Below are 21,089 nucleotides of genomic sequence, written 5' to 3' on the forward strand. Positions count from 1 at the left end.
TTATATTTTTTGCCTTAATTAATTCTCCAATGCCATGCTTCCATAGCTCAGCAGGTAGAGTGCTTCCATGGTAAGGAAGAGGTCACCGGTTCGAATCCGGTTGGGAGCTTATTTTTACAAAGAAGTTTCTGTAAAAAGATTAAGCAAAAAATGATCAAGGCCCCTTGGTCAAGCGGTTAAGACACCGCCCTTTCACGGCGGTAACACGGGTTCGAATCCCGTAGGGGTCACCATTATGGAGGATTAGCTCAGCTGGGAGAGCATCTGCCTTACAAGCAGAGGGTCGGCGGTTCGATCCCGTCATCCTCCACCATGTTTTTTTTTCAGGTAAATAGCGGTGGGGTAGCGAAGTGGCTAAACGCGGCGGACTGTAAATCCGCTCCTTCGGGTTCGGCAGTTCGAATCTGCCCCCCACCACCAGTTTTATATCAGGCATTGGGGTATAGCCAAGCGGTAAGGCAACGGGTTTTGATCCCGTCATGCCCTGGTTCGAATCCAGGTACCCCAGCCATTTTTTATGAGCCATTAGCTCAGTTGGTAGAGCATCTGACTTTTAATCAGAGGGTCGAAGGTTCGAATCCTTCATGGCTCATCTTTTATTCCTTGCGCCTGTTCAGCGCGGGGCCTTAGCTCAGCTGGGAGAGCGCGTCGCTGGCAGTGACGAGGTCAGGGGTTCGAGCCCCCTAGGCTCCATTGTTCCATGTGTATTTGTACTATCCATGTGTAAAAAGGCCGTATCCATTCAATTGGATGCGGCCTTTTTTTAGTTTCCGATGTATTCCGATTGCGGCCGGAATATGACATTGTCGCTTTGCTGCTCAAGAACATGTGCAGTCCATCCGACGATGCGGGCAATGCTGAAGGAAGGCGTGAACAGTTCCGGCGGCATGTCGATCGAGCGCATGATGGCGGCGGCATAGAATTCGACATTCGTGTGCAGCGCGCGTCCCGGTTTATGGAGGTTCAGCAACCGGATGATTTCGGTTTCAGCGGCCGTCGCGAGGTCGAGCCATTCGTCTTCACCTTGCAAAGCCAGGCATTGCTTGCGGAGGATGATCGAACGCGGGTCCTCGGTGCGGTAAATGCGGTGGCCGAAGCCCATGATTTTTTCTCCATGGTCGAGCTTGGTCCGGATGACGCTTTCGATGCGGTCCGGCGTCTGGATTTCCTCCAGCAAGTCGATGACGCCGGAAGGAGCTCCGCCGTGCAAAGGGCCTTTCATCGTTCCAAGTGCGGAAGTAATGGCTGCGACCATATCGGATTCTGTGGACACGGTGACGCGTGCAGCGAACGTGGACGCATTCATGCCGTGCTCCATGGTCAGTTTCAAATAAGTGTCCAAAGCTTCAATGTGCACATTTAGCGGCTCCTGGCCGTTCAGCATCCACAGGAAGTTCGCAGTGTGGCCGAGATCTTGGCGCGCTTCTACGGGCTTCAGGCCGTGTTTTAGGCGATAAAGCATAGCAGCCATCACCGGAAGTGCTGCGGTCAGTGCAAGTGCTTGGCCTTTCGGGCTGCGCAAGCCGAACTCGCGGCTGCTGAAAGCGGAGACGAGCGTCCGCAGGTTGTCCATGATCGAAACATCGGCCGGCAGCAATTCTGCAATCGCTGTTACGTGTACGGGCAAGATGCGTTCTTTTTTCAGCTCCTCCACGAGTGCATGCAATTCATCTTTTTCCGGCCATGCACCGTTCCACAGGAAAAATGCGGTTTCTTCAAACGTTTTTCCTTCGACAGCCTGGTCCACCAGCAGTCCGCGGTACTTCAGCTCGCCTTTATCCCCATCGACCGAGGCTATTTTCGTTTGTACAGCTATTACGCCTTTCAAGCCTTTTTGGAACATATGAATTCCTCCTTTTTTATTAGCATACGCCGAATCTTTGATAATGAAAATTAAAGATATATAATTAAATCAATCAAAATACTTAATTGAGGGAGAGGGAAGTATGGAATTGGCGTGGCTGAAAACGTTTGTTGATGCTGCTGAAACAGGGAATTTCCGCAAGACGTCGGAGCGCTTGCTGATGTCACAGCCGAATGTCACGGTGCATATTAAGTTATTGGAGGAATCGCTGGGCATCGCGCTTTTTAAACGGGAAAAGAACAGAGTGGCGCTGACGGAAGCGGGCAGGCAATTCAGACCGCAGGCACTGGGGGTGCTCAATCAACTGGAGGAAAGCATCGAAGGTCTTCATGCGTTTGAACAAGGCTACCGGCAGAAATGGGTATTGGCAATTTCGCCACTGATGGCGGAAACGGTGCTGCCGTATATACTGAAGTCGTTCATGCGGGACCATCCGGACATTGAGCTGGTTATCCGCGTAGAAGAGTCAGAAGGGATCGAAGAGCTTGTGGACAGCGGAGAAGTATCTGCGGGACTTTCTGCTCTGCCTTCCGTGAGGCGCAGCGTCATTCACGAAACGGCCTACCGCGACCGTCTGTTGTTCATCCTGCCTAGGGATGCATACGACGACGAGGGCGGGCCTGCGATTTCAATTGAAACGGTGCTGCAATCCGGTTTTCTCTTTACCCACCACCATCCGGTCTTTTGGGAGGAATTGCTGTTGAAGCTGCGCCGGGGCATACCGGGACTTCGGACGATGAAAGTGACGCAAGCCCATATCGCCAAACGCTTTATCCAGGAAGGGCTTGGCATGTCATTTCTGCCAGCTTCGATGGTGCGGCGCGAATTGATCGAAGGCAGGCTGATGGATGCCCATTTCGATTTGTTTCCGCTTCCTGAAATTTTGACTTATTATTTAGTGAAGGAGATGGGCGCATTGGAGCGTGAATTTTTAGCACGCATTCAAGCGGTCCATTTCAGCTAGAAGGGGTGATTTGCACTGATGGAACATTCAGGGGTACGTCTAAGGACATTGGAACACAGCGATATACCGGCTTTGTGGGAACTCCATACACCGGCTATTTTTGAGCATATGCTGACGAAAGTGCAGAGTTTCGATGAGATGAAAGTGTGGCTCGAGGCAGGAATCGGCCGCAGCGATGTGCTGGGCTTTGCCGTAGAAGACATGGATACTGGAAGAATCATCGGCACGACACGGATTGCCATGATCGACCACAACAACAAGAACTGCGAAATCGGTTCTACTTTCTACGCGGAATCCGTACAGCGCAGCCATGTCAATACAGCGGTAAAAACGATGATGCTGGCGCATTGCTTCGAAGAAATGGACATGATCCGCGTACAATTCAAGACCGATGCGGAAAATCACCGTTCCCAAAGAGCGCTGGAAAGGCTCGGTGCTGTCAAAGAAGGCGTGATCCGCAATGAACGGATCCGGTCGACAGGAAAACCTAGGGATGCCGTGATGTACTCGATCATCGACAGTGAATGGCCTGAAGCTAAAAAACGATTGATTGAAAAAATGAATAAATATACTTGATTTTGTCAGGTTGAGCCATTGCAACAAGAGAAGTTACAATGGACTTAGACTTCAAAGGGGGTATAAAATAATGAATAAAAAGAACATCTCGATTATTGGTGTACCAATGGACCATGGACAAAACCGCCGCGGCGTCGACATGGGGCCAAGCGCAATCCGCTATGCGGGCGTTGTAGACCGCATTGAAAGCCTGGGCTACTCGGTGAAAGATGAAGGGGACATCCAAATCGGACAGGCAGACGGCAAACTTGATGCTGACACGAATTTGCGCAATTTGAGGATTGTCACGGAAGCGACTGAAGCGTTGGGTGCGAAAGTCTTTGAAGTGGCAGAAGCGGGCAATTTCCCACTCGTACTTGGTGGAGACCACAGCATTGCCATCGGCACATTGGCCGGAATTTCTGAACGCCATGAAAACTTGGGCGTCATTTGGTACGACGCGCACGCCGACATGAACACGAGCGACACATCACCATCGGGCAACATCCATGGCATGCCGCTTGCAGCAAGCTTCGGCCTTGGCCATGAGCAATTGACGCATATCCGCGGCTATTCACCGAAAGTGAAGCCGGAGAACATCGTCATCATCGGTGCGCGTTCGGTTGACCCGGGAGAACGTGAATTGATCAAAGAACGCGGCATCCGCGTATACAGCATGCACGAAATCGACAGCATGGGCATGCACGCAGTCATCGATGATGCAATCCAGTACTTGAAAGAAGAACGCCGTACGGATGCTGTACATTTATCGCTTGACCTCGACGGCATCGATCCAATGTACACGCCAGGCGTCGGTACACCGGTTCCAGGCGGCATCACGTACCGCGAAAGCCATTTAGCGATGGAATTATTATTCGATGCTGGAATTATCACTTCTGCGGAATTTGTGGAAGTCAATCCGATTCTAGACGAGAAAAACCGCACAGCGGATGTTGCTGTCGCGCTGATCGGCTCCTTATTAGGGGAAAAACTACTATAAAACAGGCGAAAGCCTGTTTTTTTTTTATGGGCTTTTTTATTCAGTGAAATTGAAATAAGATGGGATTTTCTGGGCGAGATTTGTTAGGATAGAAGTTGAGAAATAAAATGAAACTTTATGAAAAGTAATCCGTATATAAAAGACAGCCGCATAGGCGGAGGGAAATGAGAGCATGGATGCTTTAGTGAATAAACGAATAAAACAAGTGTTAAAAGGGGATCAACAGGCATTTGCAGAGATTGTTGAATTGTACCAGCACCAGCTGTTCCAAATTTGCTATCGCATGCTTGGCAATCGGCACGAAGCGGAAGACATTGCCCAGGAAGCTTTCACGCGCGCCTATGTAAATTTGCACACCTTTGACCAGCAGCGGAAGTTTTCAACATGGCTTTACCGCATTGCGACAAACTTATGCATTGACCGGATCCGCAAGAAAAAGCCGGATTACTACCTCGACGCAGAAGTACGCGGCACAGAAGGGCTGAATATGTACTCGTCGATTGCGAACGAGGACCAACTTCCTGAAGAAGAATTGATGAGGATGGAAGTGCAGGAACGGGTACAATATGAAATTAGCCGCTTGCCAGATAAGTACCGTGCCGCTATTGTATTAAAGTATATTGAAGAATTGCCGCTGGCGGAAATCAGCGAAATTTTAGATTTGCCGCTTGGTACCGTGAAAACGCGTATACACCGGGGGCGAGAAGCTCTTCGGAAGCAATTGAGCAATTTGTAGGAGGCGAGCACGATGACGACGTGTCCGGAAGAAATCATCCGATTCATGGATGATTATTTAGACGGGGATTTAAATCCTGAAGATGAAGCGGTGCTGAAAGGCTATTTGGAAAGCTGCAGCGATTGCCGCAAGATGTACCATGAATTGACCAAAACGATTGCCTTAGTGCAAAGTGCTTCGCATATACAGGCGCCTGCCAGTTTTGTCCAGAAGACGATGGAGCGGCTGCCGAAAGAAAAGAAACGCGGCAGTGCCCAGCGCTGGTTCAGGCAGCACCCGTTCGTAACAGCAGCAGCGTTATTCATCTTGATGATGAGCGCAGCGCTGTTTACGAGTTTCAATGAAGACCAGCAATTCGCATTCACCAAACAGCCGAATCTGCAGGTAGAAGGCGAAACGGTCATTGTACCGGAAGGAATGGTCGTCGACGGCGATCTGACCATCCGCAATGGCGATTTGAGGGTCGAAGGCGAACTGAACGGCGACGTGACAATCGTCAACGGACAGTACATGGCTTCGAGCGGTGTAATCACCGGTGAAATCGAAGAAATCGACCAGATTTTCGAATGGCTATGGTACGGCATCAAGGAAGTTTCAAAAGATGCTGCTGCTATTTTCAGCAGCGCCGATAATGAAGACCAATAGAACCTATCCTTCCGGGGATAGGTTTTTTCTTTCGGGGCAAGTGAAATCGGGTTATGATATACTAAAGTATATGCAGATGTTGAAAAGCGAGGGTTGCAGATGCCGTTTTTGGATAATTTAACAAATCAAACACCACTCGAACTTTTAGTGAATGTCATTGATATTTTATTAGTATGGTTCGTTGTCTATAAATTGATCACCCTCATCAAAGGGACGAAGGCTGTCCAGTTATTGAAGGGGATATTCTTCATCGTCATTGCGTATCTGATTACCCAAGCCCTCAATTTGGAGACGCTCGGCTGGATTATGCAGCAAGTGCTGAATTGGGGCTTTTTGGCGATCATCATTATTTTCCAGCCGGAAATGCGCCGTGCATTGGAGCAGTTGGGGCGAGGAAAGCTATTTTCCAGCAGCACGCTGAATGAAGAATCCGAGCGCAACCGATTGATTGAAGCGATGGTCAAGTCGGTCAGCTATATGGCAAAACGCCGCATCGGTGCGTTAATCTCAATTGAACGCGAGACGGGATTGAGTGAATACATCGAAACGGGAATTCCGATGAACTCCGACATTACGTCAGAGTTGTTGATCAATTTGTTCATTCCCAATACACCTTTGCACGATGGTGCAGTGATCATCCAACGCAACCGGATTGCAGCGGCGGCTTGCTATTTGCCGCTGTCAGAAAGCCCTTTTATCTCAAAAGAGCTGGGAACGCGCCACCGGGCAGCGCTTGGCATCAGTGAAGTGACAGATGCCATTACAGTCATTGTCTCAGAAGAGACGGGCGCAATCAGCCTGACAGCCAATGGCGATCTGCACCGCAACTTATCGCTTGAAGATTTTGAAGCGAAATTGCGCAGAATCTGGTTCGGAGCCGAACAGCAGCAGCAAGCGGATTCTTCCTGGTGGAACTGGAGGGGAAAAAAGAATGGATAATTTGATGGACAGCCCATGGTTTTTACGGATTATGGCATTGTTGCTCGCATTCCTGCTATTCTTTTCCGTTAAAGCGGCTGATGATACGAATAGCGCCGTCGACAGCGGAACAATTACTGAAAAAATTGAAGATGTGGCATTGGAAGTTTATTACGATGACACCAATTTAATGGTCAGCGGCCTGCCTGAAACGGTCGACTTGACGATTTCAGGTCCGACGAGCGTCGTGCAGACTACGCGCCAATTAAAGGATTTCACATTATTCGTCGATTTGCGTGACTTGGAAATGGGCGAACACCGTATTTCGATTCAGACAGAGAATTTATCTGAGCAATTGCGGGTGCAGATGGATCCGGCATTTGTCGAAATCAATATCGAAGAACGGGTAAGCCAGGAATTCCGCATCGATCCGGAATTGAACGAACGCCTTCTTGCGGAAGGCTTCGTGCTCGAAAGCATGGTGGCAGATCCGAATTCCGTGACCGTCACCGGTCCGAAAAGCGTCATCGATTCAATCAGCTTCGTCAAAGCGACCATCACAGGTGAACCCGGCATCAACGAGTCATTTGAAACAGAGGCGCGCGTGCGGGTGCTGGCCAATGATTTGACGAAGTTGGAAAATGTCACGATTGAGCCTGAAGCGGTCCAAGTAGCAGTCGGCATCGAAGAATACAGCAAGGAAGTGCCTGTTGCGCTGAGCCAAAGCGGCGAGCCGCCAGCGGGCATCATCATCAATTCACTTGAACCCTCAGTAGAGAATGTGCGAATTTACGGACCGAAAAACATCGTCGATGAGATTGCGGAATTACCGGTAGAGGTTGATGTGGCAGACATCACCGCAGCTAATACAGAGCTCGATATCGATTTGCCGTTGCCAAACGGAATCACTTCACTGGATCCGGAAAAAATCACAGTCGAAGCGGATATAACGGTCGAGAATGAACTTGAGCTGCCTGAAGGCGCTTGAAGTCTGCCGCCTTCAGAAAAAAACCTTTCTTGAATTTTGCTGTTTTGCACAAAATGCATTAAAGTATAAAAATGGATTATTCTGTAACGAAGATAGAGTCAAAAGGAGAGAACATAATGGGTAAATATTTTGGAACTGATGGTGTGCGAGGTGTAGCTAATAGCGAACTGACACCTGAATTAGCTTTTAAATTAGGACGTTTCGGCGGATATATTTTAACAAAGAGCTCTAAAGAAAAGCCGAAGGTATTGATCGGCCGCGATACGCGGATTTCAGGGGAAATGCTTGAAGGCGCTTTGGCTGCAGGCTTGCTGTCAGTAGGGGCGGAAGTTATGCGCCTCGGCATCATCAGCACTCCGGGAGTTTCTTATTTGACGCGTGTCATGAGCGCTGAAGCAGGCGTCATGATTTCAGCTTCGCATAACCCGGTAGAAGACAACGGCATCAAATTTTTCGGATCGGACGGCTTTAAATTGTCCGATGACCAAGAAGCGGAAATCGAAGCGCTTCTGGACAGCGAAGAAGATCTATTGCCGCGTCCGACAGGCGGCGACCTTGGCAGCATTACGGATTATTTCGAAGGCGGTCAAAAATACATCCAGTATTTGAAGCAGACCGTGGACGAAGAGTTTACGGATATCCATGTAGCGCTGGATTGCGCACACGGTGCGACTTCCACATTGGCAACGCATGTTTTCGCAGATTTGGATGCTGACATCTCCTCAATGGGGGCTTCACCGAATGGCTTGAACATCAACGATAAAGTGGGCTCAACGCACCCTGAAAAATTAGCGGAATTGGTATTGGCTAAAAATGCTGACATCGGCCTTGCGTTTGACGGCGACGGCGACCGATTGATCGCCGTGGATGAAAAAGGCAAGATTGTCGATGGCGACCAGATCATGTACGTCATCGCGAAATATTTGCACGGTGAAGGCCGTTTGAAAAAGAACACAGTTGTTTCCACGGTTATGAGCAATATGGGCTTTTACAAAGCTTTGGAAGAGCACGGAATGGAAAGCAGACAGACCGCTGTCGGCGACCGCTACGTGGTGGAAGAAATGAAGAAAAACGAATACAATTTGGGCGGCGAGCAATCAGGCCACATCATTTTCCTGGATTACAATACAACCGGAGATGGCTTGTTGACGGGCCTTCAATTGGTGAACATCATGAAAGTGACCGGCAAGAAATTGTCGGAGCTTGCAGGAGAGATGACAATTTTCCCTCAGAAATTGGTGAATATCCGCGTCACAGATAAGCACGCGGTAACCGACAATGCGAAAGTCGCTGCGAAAATCGCAGAAGTCGAAGCGGAAATGGGCGGCAACGGCCGTGTGCTCGTGCGCCCATCCGGGACAGAGCCATTGGTGCGCGTCATGGTTGAAGCATCGACTGCTGAAGCTTGTGAAGAATACGTGGAACGCATCGCTGAAGTCGTGCGTGCAGAAATGGGCATGAAATAAAATAACTTAGGGAAAGCTCTTGCAAGCCATGGAAATGGCTTGCAAGAGCTTTCTTTTTTTATCGCCAATAAAAAAAAGCGCATCCAAAAAGAAAGGGGGCATAAAGAGCCTCGCAACGGTGCTGAAGCCCCATTTCAATGGGGTTTCATTGACTTCCCAAGTGTTAGGAGGTATGATGAAATTGCCTGTTTGAGGCCGCAGAAAAAGGGGGATAGTAAAGCGTACAAGGAAAATAGTTGAAGCGCCTGTACTGGAAAAATCGGATGGATAAATCAGTTTCCAGTAGACGAGGAGGAGGAGTATCGATGTTTCGGCGGATACCTCCCGGCCGCGAAGCCCGGTCGTAATATCTTGCACCCAAAACAGCTGAGCGATCGGCTGGACAACGGTGGAGATGGGCTCATCGGAAGCGTTTGCGAACGTAAGCAAACGCTCATTTTGACTTGAAAATGGAGGAATTTAAACATGTGTGGAATTGTCGGTTATATTGGAGAAAATGATTCAAAGGAAATTTTGTTAAAAGGATTGGAACGATTGGAATACCGCGGATACGATTCAGCGGGCATTGCAGTGCGCGGCGGAGAAGGCGTCACAGTATTCAAAGAAAAAGGCCGCATTGCTGATTTGCGTGCAATCGTAGCAGATGAAGTAGTCGGCACAACTGGAATCGGGCATACGCGCTGGGCAACTCACGGCAAGCCGAATAAAGTGAATGCTCATCCACACCAAAATACGTCAGACCGTTTCACGATTGTCCATAACGGCGTTATCGAAAACTACCACCATTTGCAGCGCGATTATTTAGCTGGAATGGAAATGGAATCCGATACGGATACAGAAGTCATCGTCCAGTTGATCGGCAAGCTTGTTGCAGAAGGCATGACAACAAAAGAAGCATTCAGCAAAACGTTGACATTGCTTAAGGGTTCATACGCAATCGCGTTATTGGACGCTGAAGAAGCGCAGACAATTTTCGTTGCGAAAAACAAGAGCCCATTGCTTGTTGGACTTGGTGAAGGCTTCAACGTTGTCGCAAGTGATGCAATGGCAATGCTTCAAGTTACCGATCAATTCGTGGAATTGATGGACAAAGAAATCGTCATCGTCCGCAAAGACAGTGTTGAAATTTCAACGTTGGACGGCGAAGTGATCAACCGCCAGCCGTTTACAGCGGAAATTGACATGAGCGATATCGAAAAAGGGACATACCCTCATTATATGTTAAAAGAAATTGACGAGCAGCCTGCAGTTATGCGTAAAATCGTCCAAGCCTACCAGGACGGCGAAGACCAATTGACGATCCAGCCGGAAATTCTGGATGCGATGAAAAATGCAGACCGTATCCACATCATTGCAGCAGGTACAAGCTACCACGCTGGTTTAATCGGCAAAGAATACATCGAGAAAATGGCGCAAATTCCAGTAGAAGTGCATGTAGCGAGCGAATTCGGCTATAACATGCCGCTTCTGTCTGAAAAACCATTGTTCATCTTTATCTCACAATCAGGCGAAACGGCTGACAGCCGCCAAGTTCTTGTGAAGATCAAAGAATTGGGCCACCCGTCATTGACGATCACAAACGTTGCCGGTTCTACGCTTTCACGCGAATCGGATTACACGTTATTGTTGTACGCAGGCCCTGAAATTGCCGTTGCGTCGACAAAAGCATACACAGCCCAAATCGCTGTGTTGTCGATTTTGTCAGCTGTAACAGCACAGTCCAAAGGCCTTGATATCGGCTTTGACCTTGTGCAGGAACTGGGAATTGTGGCAAACGCAATCCAAGCCCAAGTGGACATGAAAGAAGAAATGGAGCAAATCGCCCGTGACTTCCTTTCAACTACACGCAATTGCTTCTTTATCGGCCGCGTAATGGATTATTTCGTGGGCCTTGAAGGCGCATTGAAACTGAAAGAAATTTCGTATATCCAAGCAGAAGGTTTTGCCGGCGGCGAATTGAAGCACGGAACGATCGCTTTGATCGAAGAAGGCACACCGGTCATCGCTCTTGCAACACAAGAAGCGGTGAACCTGAGCATCCGCGGAAACGTCAAAGAAGTAGCGGCACGCGGCGCTCACCCATGCATCATTTCAATGGAAGGCTTGCAGGAAGAAGGCGACAGCCTTGTGCTTCCGAAGGTCAATGAATTGCTGTCACCGCTTGTTTCGGTTATCCCGATGCAGCTGATCAGCTATTACGCAGCGCTTCACCGCGATTGCGACGTTGACAAGCCGCGTAACTTGGCGAAATCCGTTACAGTCGAATAAAATCATGTATATAAGAAGACGTTCGCAAAGTGGCTAGCCACTTTTGCGAACGTCTTTTTTTAGGTTCTGGAATAGAAAAAGCCAGCCCTCTGCTAAGAGAGGGCTGACACATTTTTCATAGCCTATAGTTCCGCCTGAATGAAGAACTGCGATTGTACGTAATTATAAGTCACTTTGGAAAAGTCGAAAGGCTGGCCATTGCTTAAGTGGAAAATGGATTCCACATAAAGTTTGGGATCGCCTTCTTTCAGCTCTAGGTACTGGGCTTCTTCAGCGGTCAATTTGTCGACATGGAGAAATGTATCGGCAAATCCGATGCTCAAGCCCAACCCTTCCGTAATGTAATTGAAGATCGATTCGGTGATGATTTCTTTGTTCAAATAAGTGACAATCGATTTAGTGAAATACGACTCTTCGAGGCATAGCGTCTGTCCGTGGATAAAACGGATTCTTTTGACGTAATAGACATCGTCATCGGTGCTGATATTCAAATTCAGCGCAGCTTCTTTTGTCGGCTTTCGGACATCGAGCGCAATCACTTTAGAGGCAAGCTGAAATTCTTCCAGCATTTTTTTAAAGCCTTGATTCGACAGCAGGCTGATATAGCCATTTCTTTTATGCCTTCGGACAAAAATGCCGCTGCCCCGAACTTGGAACACGACCCCTTTTTTCTCCAACAACTCCAATGCTTTCGTCACGGTGCTTTTGCTGACATTGAATTGGCGCATCAAATCCTGCAGCACCGGAAGCTTGGCGCCTTGCTGGAGCTTATGCTCTTCTATGTAATTTTCTAGTTCGTCTGCAATGTGCTGATATTTTAACATGGGCATACCTCTTTGCTTTATGGTCTGAAAGATAATCGAATTATACCATATAATGCACTAGTGCTCATCTAATCAAATATAACACTCACAATATAATTGTTTGATACTTGATTAATTAGACCGGTACAATTAAGATGGAGGAGTATTCAAATAAAACACGGAAAGTCTTCAAAGAAGGAGAGAGATAAAATGAGTAAATTACCGAATGATTTTTTATGGGGCGGCGCTTTAGCGGCCCACCAATTTGAAGGAGGATGGGACCAGGGCGGAAAAGGGCCGAGCGTTGTTGACGTTATGACGGCGGGCGCGCACGGCGTAGCCCGGGAAATAACCGATACAGTTGAAGCTGACAAATTTTACCCGAACCACGAAGCCATTGATTTCTACAGCAAATACAAAGAGGATATCGCTCTGTTTGCTGAAATGGGCTTGAAATGCCTGCGTACATCCATCGCTTGGAGCCGGATTTTTCCGAAAGGCGACGAAGCGGAGCCGAACGAAGAAGGCTTGAAATTCTACGACAATGTGTTCGATGAATTGCTGAAGCACGGAGTCGAACCGGTCATCACGCTGTCCCATTTTGAAATGCCGCTGCATTTGGCTCGGGAATACGGCGGATTCAGAAGCCGCAAAGTAGTGGACCATTTCGTCAAATTCGCGGAAGTTTGCTTTGCCCGCTATCAGGACAAAGTGAAATACTGGATGACCTTCAATGAGATCAACAACAAGATGGACGTCAATAACCCGATATTCTTATGGACCAACTCAGGTGTGATTGTCGAGGAGGGTGAGAATGCGCGGGAAGTGATGTACCAAGCGGGTCATCATGAACTGATTGCAAGCGCACTTGCCGTATCAGCCGGAAAAGCCATCAATCCTGAATTCAAGATCGGGGCCATGGTTTCCCATGTGCCGATTTATCCGTATTCTTCAAACCCTGCGGATGTGATGCTGGCGGAAGAAGAAATGAGGCAGCGTTATTTCTTCCCGGATGTCCACGTGCGCGGCTATTACCCGAGCTACGTGTTGAAAGAGTTTGAACGGGAAGGCTATATAATCCAAATGGAGCCGGGGGATGACGACATCCTGCGAAACGGCATAGTGGATTATTTAGGATTCAGCTATTACATGTCCACAACGGTGAACAGTGCTGTTCAAAATGGCAATCACGGCAATATTGTGACGGGCGGATTGCCAAATGTTGTAGAAAATCCATACATCAAATCAAGCGACTGGGGCTGGGCGATCGATCCGACGGGATTGAGGTATGCATTGAACCGCCTTTACGACCGCTACCAGATTCCGTTATTCATCGTCGAAAACGGCTTTGGCGCAATTGATCTAGTCGAAGAAGACGGCTCAATCCATGACCCGCAAAGAATTGCCTACTTGAAATCCCATATCGAAGCATTGGAAAAAGCCGTGATTTACGATGGCGTTGATCTGATGGGCTATACGCCATGGGGCATCATTGATATCGTGTCGTTCACAACCGGCGAGATGAAAAAACGCTACGGCATGATTTACGTCGACCGCGATAACGAAGGGAATGGCTCGATGAAGCGTTCCAAGAAGGATTCGTTTGAATGGTATAAAAAAGTGATTGAGACGAATGGCGAGGAATTATAAGAAGGCTGTCTATATTGAACGAAAGAAGAGGTATTTTGAACACCGCTTCGGACGCTTTGGGCATGGCTCCTGTAATAAGCCGGGAAGAACACCCGTCTTATAGCTAAGACCTTTCTGCTTCTGCATCGCTTCGCTAGCTTCGAAGCAAAGGAAATGACCAAATTCTATTTGGCCATTTCCTTGCCTAGCCCTTTGACGCGCCTCCGCTAAGGTATCTCTCGATATAGTATTAAAAGAATTTCAAAACCTTGAAAAGGAAAAGCATTCGTAAAGTGTGAAGTCACTTTACGAATGCTTTTTTTGTCGTATTATGGAAGAAGAGAGTGCGTGAAACAGGGGGAGTTATTTATGAAAATCCAGATTATTGGCGGGTCCGGTACGGGAAAGACTACGTTGGGGGAATATATCGGTGAAAGAGAAGGTGTGAGATGGATCGATACCGATCGCTATATTTGGAAAGGCGATGGCTTCATCGAAAGCTATGCTGTGGAAGAGCGCTTGGCGATGTACCGGCGGGACATGGAATCTTCAGAAGGCTATGTGGCTTCGGGTTCGGTTTATGCCTGGTGCAAAGAGGGCTTCAATGACCGGGAGCTGCTGGTTTTTCTTTTTCTTGATGAAGATCTCCGGCTGCAACGGCTGCGCGCGAGGGAAGCCGAGCGGAACAGCCCATTTTCGCTTAATGAAAAAGGAGAAATGACGAATGAGTTTTTGGAATGGTGCCAGACGTATTTGAAAGCTGAAGACAAGGAAATGGTCGGAACGTATGCGGAGCATGCCCATCAAATGGCGATAGCCAAGAGCCCGGTGCTGAAGCTCGACAGCTCATGGCCGATTGAAGAGCTCCACGCCAGGATCATGGCAGCCTATAAGCTTTCTGCAAAAAAGCGGGGCGGACGCCGCGATCAGGATGAGGCATAAAAAAGCCCGGATTTCCGCTAACGGATTCCGGGCTGTCGATCAATTAATAGAAGAGGTCAGTTTTTGCATCATGGCTTCATCCATGGGACCGACAACTTTCTTCTGGATGATGCCTTCGGTGTCGATGATGTAAGTGGTCGGAATCGTCACGGCCTGGTATTGTGGCCCGAGCTGTCCGTCGCGGTCCATTGGGATCGGAAACGTCAGGCCGAATTCCTCAACGAATGCCTGGACCGATTCCTCGCCTTTATCGATGCTCGTCAAATTGACAGCGAGCACTTCGATTCCCTGGTCTTTATTGTCTTCATAGAATTTTTGCATATGCGGCATTTCGGCTTTGCAGGGCGGGCACCAGGTGGCCCAGAAGTTCAAGATGACTTTTTTGCCGCGGTAATCCGACAGGCGGACCGCTTCGCCATCCAACGACGTAAGCACGAAGTCCGGAGCGGCTTCTCCTTCTGCCGGCGCAGACGAGTCAGCAGTATTAGCAGCTCCGCTGGCCACGGGTTGGGCTGGCTTTTCTTCGGCAAAAGACGGTCCGAGGAAATTGACAGCCGCAATGGCAAGCAGCAAAACGATGATGGCGATGGACAATGTGTTTTTATTCATTGATGATGACCTCACTTTTTCGGAATCGTGCCAAGGCAAATGCGGTAAGGGCAAGCCAGCTGAAGGTCAGCGGCTCAACCGAGAAGAGCGGCTGGAACAGGCTCAAGCTCAACAGCTCAGCTAGGACGAATAAAATATAGATTTGTGTGCTGCCAGCAATGGCTCTTTTGCGGGAAATGTAGAGGAAGGCGGTAATGCTGACAAAAAGAATCGTATGGAGAACAGAAGCCGCCAATTGCTGTTCAAGCATGGCAAGCGCAGCTTCAAATCCGACAAAAAACAGCAGCAGGACTGGCAGAGCATCCCGGGAAAGGGCGGCGTGTTTTTTTACGGCCATCCATAGGTAAACGGCAAGCGCAGCTAATGCCAGCATATGGCCGGACGCACCGCCGTTAAAGTACAGCACGGACATTGGAAAGTTCATGAATTCCTCAAAGTTAAAAAGGATATAACTTGCTTTCCAGACCAAAAAGTATAAAGTGAACGCGTTCCAATACCATTCACCGATTTTTTCACCGCTGATGATGCGCCAGGCGACAGCGGAAACGGCAAGGGCAATGAGGGTGGCAATCCACACAGCAGGCATTGTGATGCTGCCGATTTGGTACAAAGTCATTTCGGAACACTCCTTATTCAACACAATTATATACAGTATGGGGTATATAGCAGGCGAGATGCAAGAACTTAAGATTGGCAGCGCCGCTTTAAAGGATTCCGCCTCGGCAAAATCGAAAGTAAAGAAGATAGCATCGCATATTAAATGAGAAAATCAGCAAAGAAGGTTGATGGCATGAAAGCATCGGATGAAATTTTGGAAGTCTGGAACCGCTTTGATGGATTCCCGATGGAAACCTTGACGAAGGCTTGGTTTTTCAAAAGAACCGATCGACAAAAGCAGCGTACTGTTGAATTGATGAAGCAGCACCGCCAGCAATATAACATTACGGGGAATTGCTTTGATCTGGCTTTGTGGCTGTTGGACGAATTCCGGAAAGAAGGGATTAAGGCTTATCCGGTCGGCAGCGAATTGGGGAGCGAGGAAGCTCATGCGGCAGTAGTGGCAGTAGACAAGAGAAACCGGCGCTATTTATGCGACCTTGGCGACCAATGGCTGCAGCCGGTACTGTTGGATGCAGACGATCCGGCCTTTAGCAGGGAAAGGCTCGCAGGTTTTTTCCCGGGAGCGGAAATACAAGTGTCCGCAGCACACCGCAGTGCAGAAGTCGTCTATCACCGGCCGGGAGGCAAACGGTCGCAGCAGGCCTATGACTTGGACCCAGTGGAGGACGGCGTGTTCTGGCAAGCTGCGGAATTTTCTCAAAACCATGTCTACCCGAAACCGCTTCTGGAAGTGCGCGTACCTTATAAAAATGAAACGGCGCATTGGGAGTTCGATGATTGGAAAAGCTTTCTCAGCACGTCAGAGGGTCTTTTCCCTGACCCTCCGGCAGCAGACCTTAGCGAATGGGCAGAACGGATCCGCAGCAAAACGGGATATGACAGGGAATTCCTGTTAGAGGCGCTGAAGATTTACAAAGCAATGGAAAAGAGGTGAAAAGCGGATGTTCAAAGCGGCAATATTTGATTTAGACGGTACCTTATTGGACCGGGAGCGTTCGCTTGCTTCTTTTATAGACAGTCATTATGACCGGTTCCCTGGAGAGCTCGGACACATCCCGAAAGAGCAGTTTATGCAGCGGTTCATTGAACTTGATGCAAGAGGCTATCGTTGGAAAGATGAGGTGTATCAGCAGCTGGATGTGGAATTCGGCATAACGGGTATTTCCTGGGAAATAATGCTGGCGGATTACCTCAGCCGTTTTAAAGAACATTGTGTGGGCTTTCCGGGATTGGCAGATATGCTAGGGGAATTGCAGAAGAACGGCGTGCAACTGGCCCTAATTACAAATGGGCCGGGACAGCTGCAATTGGACAGCATCCGAGCCCTTGGCATAGAAGATTATTTTAGCGTAGCTTTGGTGTCGGGGATTGAAGGCATATCGAAGCCCGACCCGCGCATATTTGAAAAAGCGCTGGAGGCTTTAGGTGTTAAACCCCATGAAGCAGTGTATATCGGCGACCATCCGGAAAATGATATAGCGGCGGCCAAAGCGGTAGGCATGTCGGCGATTTGGATGGAAAACCCGCATGGCCAGGCGCCAACCGCCGACTTTAAAATCAGCCATTTACAGCAATTGCCTGCGCTGGTTGCAAACGATGCAATTGAAATCAGCGGATTTGAACCTTTGTATGCCGAGGAGATTGTTGCGCTTTTTTACGGCACGGTCCATTCGGTCAATGCGGCGGATTATTTGCCGGAACAGCTCGCTGCATGGGCGCCTGAAGCGCTGAGGCAAGAGAAGGTGGAACAATGGCGCGTTTCTCTTGCTGAGAACAAGACATTTGTCGCTTGGAAAGACGGCAAGCTTGCCGGATTCGCCGACTTGGCAGCGGACGGAAAATTGGACCGCTTGTATGTCCACCAGGATTATCAAGGACAGGGAATTGCAGGGCGGCTGCTTAGGGAAATCGAGCAAGAAGCGAGGCGGCAAAAAGTGGTGGAGCTGAAGGTGGAAGCAAGCATAACGGCGAAACCTTTTTTTGAGCATTGCGGGTTTACGGTCATTGAACCCCAGACGATCGAGCGGCGAGATGTCCGCTTGAAAAACTATCGCATGGCCAAAGCATTGCACGATTTAAATGAGAATAATGGATAGACCATTACGTTAGGTGAGGGAATAGAGAGGAGAACATATGAAAATTCAAACACAGCGATTGGATTTGATGCCGTGTACGGCTGAAAATTACAGCGATTTTGCCGCGCAATACGAAATGGGGCCGCATATTAATATGCATGTGGCAGAATTAGAAGACAAGCCGGAGCTATTGGGTTGGGGCGTATGGATGGTTGTGCGCCGGGATAATGGAAAAACCATAGGCGACGCCGGTTTTAAAGGACCACCAGATAGCGCCGGCGTGGTGGAATTCGGCTACGGCATCGCACCGGAAGCACAGAATCAAGGGTTTGCGACAGAAGCGGTCAGAGGCTTGATCGACTGGGCGTTTCATACGGGAAAAGTAGAGCGGGTGATCGCCGAATGTACGCATAGCAATGCGGCATCGATTAAAGTGCTGGAAAAGCTGGGTATGCACCGCACAGGGTCGGATGAAGAGCTGCTTTTTTGGTCTCTAAAAAAAGGATTCCAGGAGAACCTTTAAATCCATTCATAAACAGGCGGGAAAAACTCAATGAGTTTTTCCCGCCTGTTTATGTTTCACCGTCTTAAAAATAATAGAATGCAGCAGAAAGTAAAAGCGAACCGCCGCTTAACAGCATGCCGATGATAAAAAAGTTTTTCCGCGCCGGAAACACTTTATCGAAGCTGGGGTTTTCAAACGAACGTTTTTCGCTTTCCCGAATCAATTGTTCTTTTTTATTTACTTTTGCAAAAAAGTTTTTTGTGCTGTGGATGAACGCTTCGAAAAATTTTCCTTCGATAAGCGACATCGCCGCCGCTGCCATAAGGAGAATGAGTCCCACCAAGAATACGGCATCCAGCCATTTGAGGAAGCTCCACGGAGTATACAGCATAAATGACAGAATAATTGAAGAAAAGATTGAAGCGCTGAGCAGTATTGATTTTGAAGTCATATATATGTTCCTTTCCTTGAATAATTATAGGTTACCATGCATTTCTAATTTTAGAAAATTTAAATATTTTGTTGCCTAAATTGTAAATTACTATTATGATTAAAAAGAATTATTAGAAAACACAGGGGGTAGAAAAATGGGGAAAAAGATGAAAGCCCAGGTTTTATTCGTTTTAATGTCATTCGTCTTAATATTATCCGGATGTAACTTTAACTCTTCTGAAAGCTCTTCAGAAGGTACAGGATCAGAAGGCGGCGAAGAAACAGCGGGCCAAGTATTGAATGTTTCAGCTGTGGCTGATATTCCGACAATGGATTCTACAAAAGCACACGATGGCGTAGCATTCACTGTGCTGAACAACGTCAACGAAGGCCTATACCGCCAAGATGAAAATCATGAGCCGATCGAGGCTTTAGTAGCAGAACATACAGAAAATGAAGACCAGACTGTACATACGTTCACATTGCGTGATTCCAAATGGAGCAATGGCGAACCGGTTACAGCACAAGATTTCGAATACGCTTGGAAACGCGTCATGAAAGATGCGAGCCCGTATAACTTCATGTTCGTTACAGCAAGCATCAAAAATGCTGAAGCGATCATGAACGAAGAAATGGATGCTGAGGAATTGGGTGTTAAAGCTATCGATGAAAAAACATTGGAAGTAACGCTGGAAAGCGCAAACCCATTGCTTCAATCGTTGTTGACTTTCCCGACATTCTTGCCGCAAAACCAGAAATTCGTTGAAGAGCAAGGCGATCAATACGCACTTGAAGCAGAAAACCTATTGTTCAACGGACCATTCAAATTAGTTGAATGGACGCACGAGCAAGGCTGGAAATACGAAAAAAATGCCGACTACTGGGATGCAGAAGCGGTTAAATTGGACACAATCAATGCTTATGTTGTAAAAGATTCAACTACTGGCGTCAATTTGTACGAAACAAATAAAGTGGATCGCGTCGACCTAAGCTCTGAATCTGTAGAGCAATTCAAAGACGATGCGAACTTCAATACAATCTTGGAGCCAAGCTTGATTTTCTTGCGCTTCAATCATAACCACCCGGTGCTTGGCAACAAGAAAGTCCGCCAAGCAGTGAATATGGCAATCGATAAAAAGAGCTTGACTGATGTTATTCTGAAAGATGGTTCTACACCTCTTAACGGAGTGGTGCCAGCTGGATTCTTTACAAACCCGGATGGGACAGACTTCCGCGAATTGAACGGCGATTTCAACACAGGTACAGTTGAAGAAGCGCAAAAATTATTTGCTGAAGGCCTTAAAGAAGCTGGCGTTGAAGATGTAACGGCATCGATCAACATTTCAGATTCTGACGACCATAAAAAAGTGGCAGAATACCTTCAGGCACAGCTTGAAGAAAACCTTCCTGGCTTTAAGCTTGAAATCAAAGCAGTGCCATTCGCACAACGCTTGGAAATCGAAAAAGCGATTGAATACGATTTGTCATTGTCTTCATGGGGCCCGGATTACAGTGACCCGATGACGTACTTGGATATGTGGTTGAAAGACGGTTCAGCTAACCGCATGGACTACCACAACCCAGAACTTGACGCTTTGGTATCACAGGCACGCACTGAAACTGATGCTGCGAAGCGCTACGAAATGCTGTTGAACATTGAAAAAATCCTCTTGGAAGAAGATGCTGCAATTGCACCGCTTTACCAAGATGGATCAGCTATCTTGATGAGAGATAAAATCAAAGGTTTAATCGTCCACCCGACTGGTGCTACATTCTCTTATAAGTGGACATCTATCGAAGAATAATTTGCAGATTATGCAGCTATAGATACGAGGGTGTAGCCGAGTGATCGGCGCCCCTCGTATTTTTTCATCTACATAAGTTGAACTAAAGAAGTTAATATTTACGCACCGCTTCGGACGCTTTGGGCATGGCTCTCGTAATGAGACGAGAAGAACACTCGTCTCATTACTTCGCCTAGCCCTTTAACGCGCCTCCGCTAAGAGATATCTCGATATGGAGAAAAACAGCGGAGAAAACCTTACTGCTCCTGCAGCGCTATGCGCTTC

20 protein-coding genes and 7 tRNA genes are annotated in these 21,089 nt (G+C 48.0%); 22 read left to right on the forward strand and 5 right to left on the reverse strand.

Going from position 1 to position 21,089, the window contains the following annotated elements:
• The first annotated feature begins 36 nt into the window (after positions 1-36).
• The 7 genes from QMA09_RS01325 (at position 37) to QMA09_RS01355 (ending at position 693) form a co-directional block, all read left to right on the forward strand.
• A tRNA-Thr gene (locus tag QMA09_RS01325) sits at positions 37-109 on the forward strand.
• A 49-nt stretch (positions 110-158) separates the two neighbouring features.
• A tRNA-Glu gene (locus tag QMA09_RS01330) sits at positions 159-233 on the forward strand.
• Between the two features lie 4 nt (positions 234-237).
• Positions 238-313, forward strand: a tRNA-Val gene (locus QMA09_RS01335).
• Between the two features lie 23 nt (positions 314-336).
• Positions 337-420, forward strand: a tRNA-Tyr gene (locus tag QMA09_RS01340).
• Positions 421-436: 16 nt separating this feature from the next.
• Positions 437-511: transfer RNA gene (locus QMA09_RS01345), tRNA-Gln, on the forward strand.
• Positions 512-519: 8 nt separating this feature from the next.
• Positions 520-592: transfer RNA gene (locus tag QMA09_RS01350), tRNA-Lys, on the forward strand.
• A gap of 28 nt (positions 593-620) precedes the next feature.
• Positions 621-693 (forward strand) — tRNA-Ala (locus QMA09_RS01355).
• A gap of 70 nt (positions 694-763) precedes the next feature.
• Here QMA09_RS01355 and QMA09_RS01360 read toward each other — a convergent pair.
• Complete coding sequence (locus QMA09_RS01360; RefSeq protein WP_290211734.1) at positions 764-1,843, reverse strand: citrate synthase/methylcitrate synthase; 1,080 nt, start codon at positions 1,841-1,843, stop codon at positions 764-766.
• A gap of 103 nt (positions 1,844-1,946) precedes the next feature.
• Here QMA09_RS01360 and QMA09_RS01365 point away from each other — a divergent pair, with 103 nt between their 5' ends.
• The 9 genes from QMA09_RS01365 to glmS all read left to right on the forward strand — a co-directional run bounded on the left by QMA09_RS01365 (position 1,947) and on the right by glmS (position 11,404).
• Positions 1,947-2,828, forward strand: a complete 882-nt coding sequence (locus QMA09_RS01365) for a LysR family transcriptional regulator (protein WP_290211735.1) — start codon at positions 1,947-1,949, stop codon at positions 2,826-2,828.
• An 18-nt stretch (positions 2,829-2,846) separates the two neighbouring features.
• On the forward strand, positions 2,847-3,404 hold the full coding sequence (locus QMA09_RS01370) for a GNAT family N-acetyltransferase (RefSeq protein WP_290211736.1): 558 nt from the start codon (positions 2,847-2,849) through the stop codon (positions 3,402-3,404).
• Positions 3,405-3,474: 70 nt separating this feature from the next.
• The gene (rocF, locus tag QMA09_RS01375; protein ID WP_290211737.1) at positions 3,475-4,383 is read left to right on the forward strand and encodes an arginase; all 909 of its coding nucleotides are present in this window, start codon (positions 3,475-3,477) and stop codon (positions 4,381-4,383) included.
• Between the two features lie 172 nt (positions 4,384-4,555).
• Positions 4,556-5,119, forward strand: a complete 564-nt coding sequence (sigW, locus tag QMA09_RS01380) for an RNA polymerase sigma factor SigW (protein WP_135502835.1) — start codon at positions 4,556-4,558, stop codon at positions 5,117-5,119.
• 12 nt (positions 5,120-5,131) lie between these two features.
• Complete coding sequence (locus QMA09_RS01385) at positions 5,132-5,764, forward strand: anti-sigma factor family protein (RefSeq protein WP_290211738.1); 633 nt, start codon at positions 5,132-5,134, stop codon at positions 5,762-5,764.
• Between the two features lie 99 nt (positions 5,765-5,863).
• The gene (gene cdaA / locus QMA09_RS01390) at positions 5,864-6,703 is read left to right on the forward strand and encodes a diadenylate cyclase CdaA (RefSeq protein ID WP_135502831.1); all 840 of its coding nucleotides are present in this window, start codon (positions 5,864-5,866) and stop codon (positions 6,701-6,703) included.
• A complete protein-coding gene (locus QMA09_RS01395; RefSeq protein ID WP_290211739.1) occupies positions 6,696-7,670 on the forward strand; it encodes a CdaR family protein in 975 nt (324 codons plus the stop codon). Before cdaA ends, QMA09_RS01395 begins: the two co-directional genes overlap by 8 nt.
• A gap of 116 nt (positions 7,671-7,786) precedes the next feature.
• On the forward strand, positions 7,787-9,136 hold the full coding sequence (gene glmM / locus QMA09_RS01400; protein WP_135502827.1) for a phosphoglucosamine mutase: 1,350 nt from the start codon (positions 7,787-7,789) through the stop codon (positions 9,134-9,136).
• 465 nt (positions 9,137-9,601) lie between these two features.
• Positions 9,602-11,404, forward strand: coding sequence for a glutamine--fructose-6-phosphate transaminase (isomerizing) (glmS, locus tag QMA09_RS01405; RefSeq protein ID WP_290211740.1), 1,803 nt, complete (start codon positions 9,602-9,604; stop codon positions 11,402-11,404).
• Between the two features lie 122 nt (positions 11,405-11,526).
• Here glmS and QMA09_RS01410 read toward each other — a convergent pair whose 3' ends face one another.
• On the reverse strand, positions 11,527-12,228 hold the full coding sequence (locus QMA09_RS01410) for a GntR family transcriptional regulator (protein WP_290211741.1): 702 nt from the start codon (positions 12,226-12,228) through the stop codon (positions 11,527-11,529).
• Between the two features lie 189 nt (positions 12,229-12,417).
• On the opposite strand from QMA09_RS01410, the gene bglA reads away from it, so the two are divergent.
• Together bglA and QMA09_RS01420 are read left to right on the forward strand one after the other, a co-directional pair.
• Positions 12,418-13,857 (forward strand): 6-phospho-beta-glucosidase BglA, encoded by a 1,440-nt coding sequence (gene bglA / locus QMA09_RS01415; protein ID WP_290211742.1) that lies wholly within the window; start codon positions 12,418-12,420, stop codon positions 13,855-13,857.
• Positions 13,858-14,205: 348 nt separating this feature from the next.
• The gene (locus QMA09_RS01420; protein WP_290211743.1) at positions 14,206-14,778 is read left to right on the forward strand and encodes a P-loop NTPase family protein; all 573 of its coding nucleotides are present in this window, start codon (positions 14,206-14,208) and stop codon (positions 14,776-14,778) included.
• A gap of 39 nt (positions 14,779-14,817) precedes the next feature.
• Here QMA09_RS01420 and QMA09_RS01425 read toward each other — a convergent pair whose 3' ends face one another.
• Together QMA09_RS01425 and QMA09_RS01430 are read right to left on the reverse strand one after the other, a co-directional pair.
• Positions 14,818-15,387 (reverse strand): redoxin domain-containing protein, encoded by a 570-nt coding sequence (locus QMA09_RS01425; RefSeq protein WP_290211744.1) that lies wholly within the window; start codon positions 15,385-15,387, stop codon positions 14,818-14,820.
• Positions 15,380-16,003, reverse strand: coding sequence for a hypothetical protein (locus tag QMA09_RS01430; protein WP_290211745.1), 624 nt, complete (start codon positions 16,001-16,003; stop codon positions 15,380-15,382). The genes QMA09_RS01425 and QMA09_RS01430 overlap by 8 nt, the downstream gene beginning before the upstream one ends.
• A 174-nt stretch (positions 16,004-16,177) precedes the next feature.
• Here QMA09_RS01430 and QMA09_RS01435 point away from each other — a divergent pair, with 174 nt between their 5' ends.
• The 3 genes from QMA09_RS01435 to QMA09_RS01445 are packed head-to-tail and all read left to right on the forward strand — an operon-like array spanning position 16,178 to position 18,606.
• Positions 16,178-16,942 (forward strand): hypothetical protein, encoded by a 765-nt coding sequence (locus QMA09_RS01435; protein WP_290211746.1) that lies wholly within the window; start codon positions 16,178-16,180, stop codon positions 16,940-16,942.
• A gap of 7 nt (positions 16,943-16,949) precedes the next feature.
• Entirely contained in the window at positions 16,950-18,104 is a 1,155-nt protein-coding gene (locus QMA09_RS01440) for a GNAT family N-acetyltransferase (RefSeq protein WP_290211747.1), read from the forward strand.
• 37 nt (positions 18,105-18,141) lie between these two features.
• On the forward strand, positions 18,142-18,606 hold the full coding sequence (locus QMA09_RS01445; protein ID WP_290211749.1) for a GNAT family N-acetyltransferase: 465 nt from the start codon (positions 18,142-18,144) through the stop codon (positions 18,604-18,606).
• A 64-nt stretch (positions 18,607-18,670) separates the two neighbouring features.
• On the opposite strand, the gene QMA09_RS01450 is transcribed toward QMA09_RS01445, so the two are convergent.
• Positions 18,671-19,039, reverse strand: a complete 369-nt coding sequence (locus QMA09_RS01450; RefSeq protein WP_290211750.1) for a DUF3899 domain-containing protein — start codon at positions 19,037-19,039, stop codon at positions 18,671-18,673.
• A gap of 136 nt (positions 19,040-19,175) precedes the next feature.
• Between QMA09_RS01450 and QMA09_RS01455 the strand changes: the two genes are divergently transcribed.
• Entirely contained in the window at positions 19,176-20,825 is a 1,650-nt protein-coding gene (locus QMA09_RS01455; protein ID WP_135505845.1) for a peptide ABC transporter substrate-binding protein, read from the forward strand.
• Positions 20,826-21,089 lie beyond the last annotated feature (264 nt).

Origin of the sequence: Planococcus sp. APC 3906 (assembly GCF_030407685.1) — a bacterium.
Classification (GTDB): Bacteria; Bacillota; Bacilli; order Bacillales_A; family Planococcaceae; genus Planococcus; species Planococcus koreensis.

Excerpts from the sequence above, each read along its gene's own strand:
- QMA09_RS01455 (WP_135505845.1), top strand. The coding sequence starts at position 19,176 with ATGGGGAAAAAGATGAAAGCCCAGGTTTTATTCGTTTTAATGTCATTC.
- QMA09_RS01420 (WP_290211743.1), top strand. The coding sequence starts at position 14,206 with ATGAAAATCCAGATTATTGGCGGGTCCGGTACGGGAAAGACTACGTTG.
- QMA09_RS01440 (WP_290211747.1), top strand. The coding sequence starts at position 16,950 with ATGTTCAAAGCGGCAATATTTGATTTAGACGGTACCTTATTGGACCGG.
- bglA (WP_290211742.1), top strand. The coding sequence starts at position 12,418 with ATGAGTAAATTACCGAATGATTTTTTATGGGGCGGCGCTTTAGCGGCC.
- QMA09_RS01385 (WP_290211738.1), top strand. The coding sequence starts at position 5,132 with ATGACGACGTGTCCGGAAGAAATCATCCGATTCATGGATGATTATTTA.
- sigW (WP_135502835.1), top strand. The coding sequence starts at position 4,556 with ATGGATGCTTTAGTGAATAAACGAATAAAACAAGTGTTAAAAGGGGAT.
- QMA09_RS01410 (WP_290211741.1), bottom strand. The coding sequence starts at position 12,228 with ATGTTAAAATATCAGCACATTGCAGACGAACTAGAAAATTACATAGAA.
- QMA09_RS01445 (WP_290211749.1), top strand. The coding sequence starts at position 18,142 with ATGAAAATTCAAACACAGCGATTGGATTTGATGCCGTGTACGGCTGAA.
- QMA09_RS01365 (WP_290211735.1), top strand. The coding sequence starts at position 1,947 with ATGGAATTGGCGTGGCTGAAAACGTTTGTTGATGCTGCTGAAACAGGG.
- QMA09_RS01395 (WP_290211739.1), top strand. The coding sequence starts at position 6,696 with ATGGATAATTTGATGGACAGCCCATGGTTTTTACGGATTATGGCATTG.
- QMA09_RS01430 (WP_290211745.1), bottom strand. The coding sequence starts at position 16,003 with ATGACTTTGTACCAAATCGGCAGCATCACAATGCCTGCTGTGTGGATT.
- QMA09_RS01370 (WP_290211736.1), top strand. The coding sequence starts at position 2,847 with ATGGAACATTCAGGGGTACGTCTAAGGACATTGGAACACAGCGATATA.
- glmM (WP_135502827.1), top strand. The coding sequence starts at position 7,787 with ATGGGTAAATATTTTGGAACTGATGGTGTGCGAGGTGTAGCTAATAGC.
- cdaA (WP_135502831.1), top strand. The coding sequence starts at position 5,864 with ATGCCGTTTTTGGATAATTTAACAAATCAAACACCACTCGAACTTTTA.
- glmS (WP_290211740.1), top strand. The coding sequence starts at position 9,602 with ATGTGTGGAATTGTCGGTTATATTGGAGAAAATGATTCAAAGGAAATT.
- QMA09_RS01425 (WP_290211744.1), bottom strand. The coding sequence starts at position 15,387 with ATGAATAAAAACACATTGTCCATCGCCATCATCGTTTTGCTGCTTGCC.
- QMA09_RS01450 (WP_290211750.1), bottom strand. The coding sequence starts at position 19,039 with ATGACTTCAAAATCAATACTGCTCAGCGCTTCAATCTTTTCTTCAATT.
- rocF (WP_290211737.1), top strand. The coding sequence starts at position 3,475 with ATGAATAAAAAGAACATCTCGATTATTGGTGTACCAATGGACCATGGA.
- QMA09_RS01360 (WP_290211734.1), bottom strand. The coding sequence starts at position 1,843 with ATGTTCCAAAAAGGCTTGAAAGGCGTAATAGCTGTACAAACGAAAATA.
- QMA09_RS01435 (WP_290211746.1), top strand. The coding sequence starts at position 16,178 with ATGAAAGCATCGGATGAAATTTTGGAAGTCTGGAACCGCTTTGATGGA.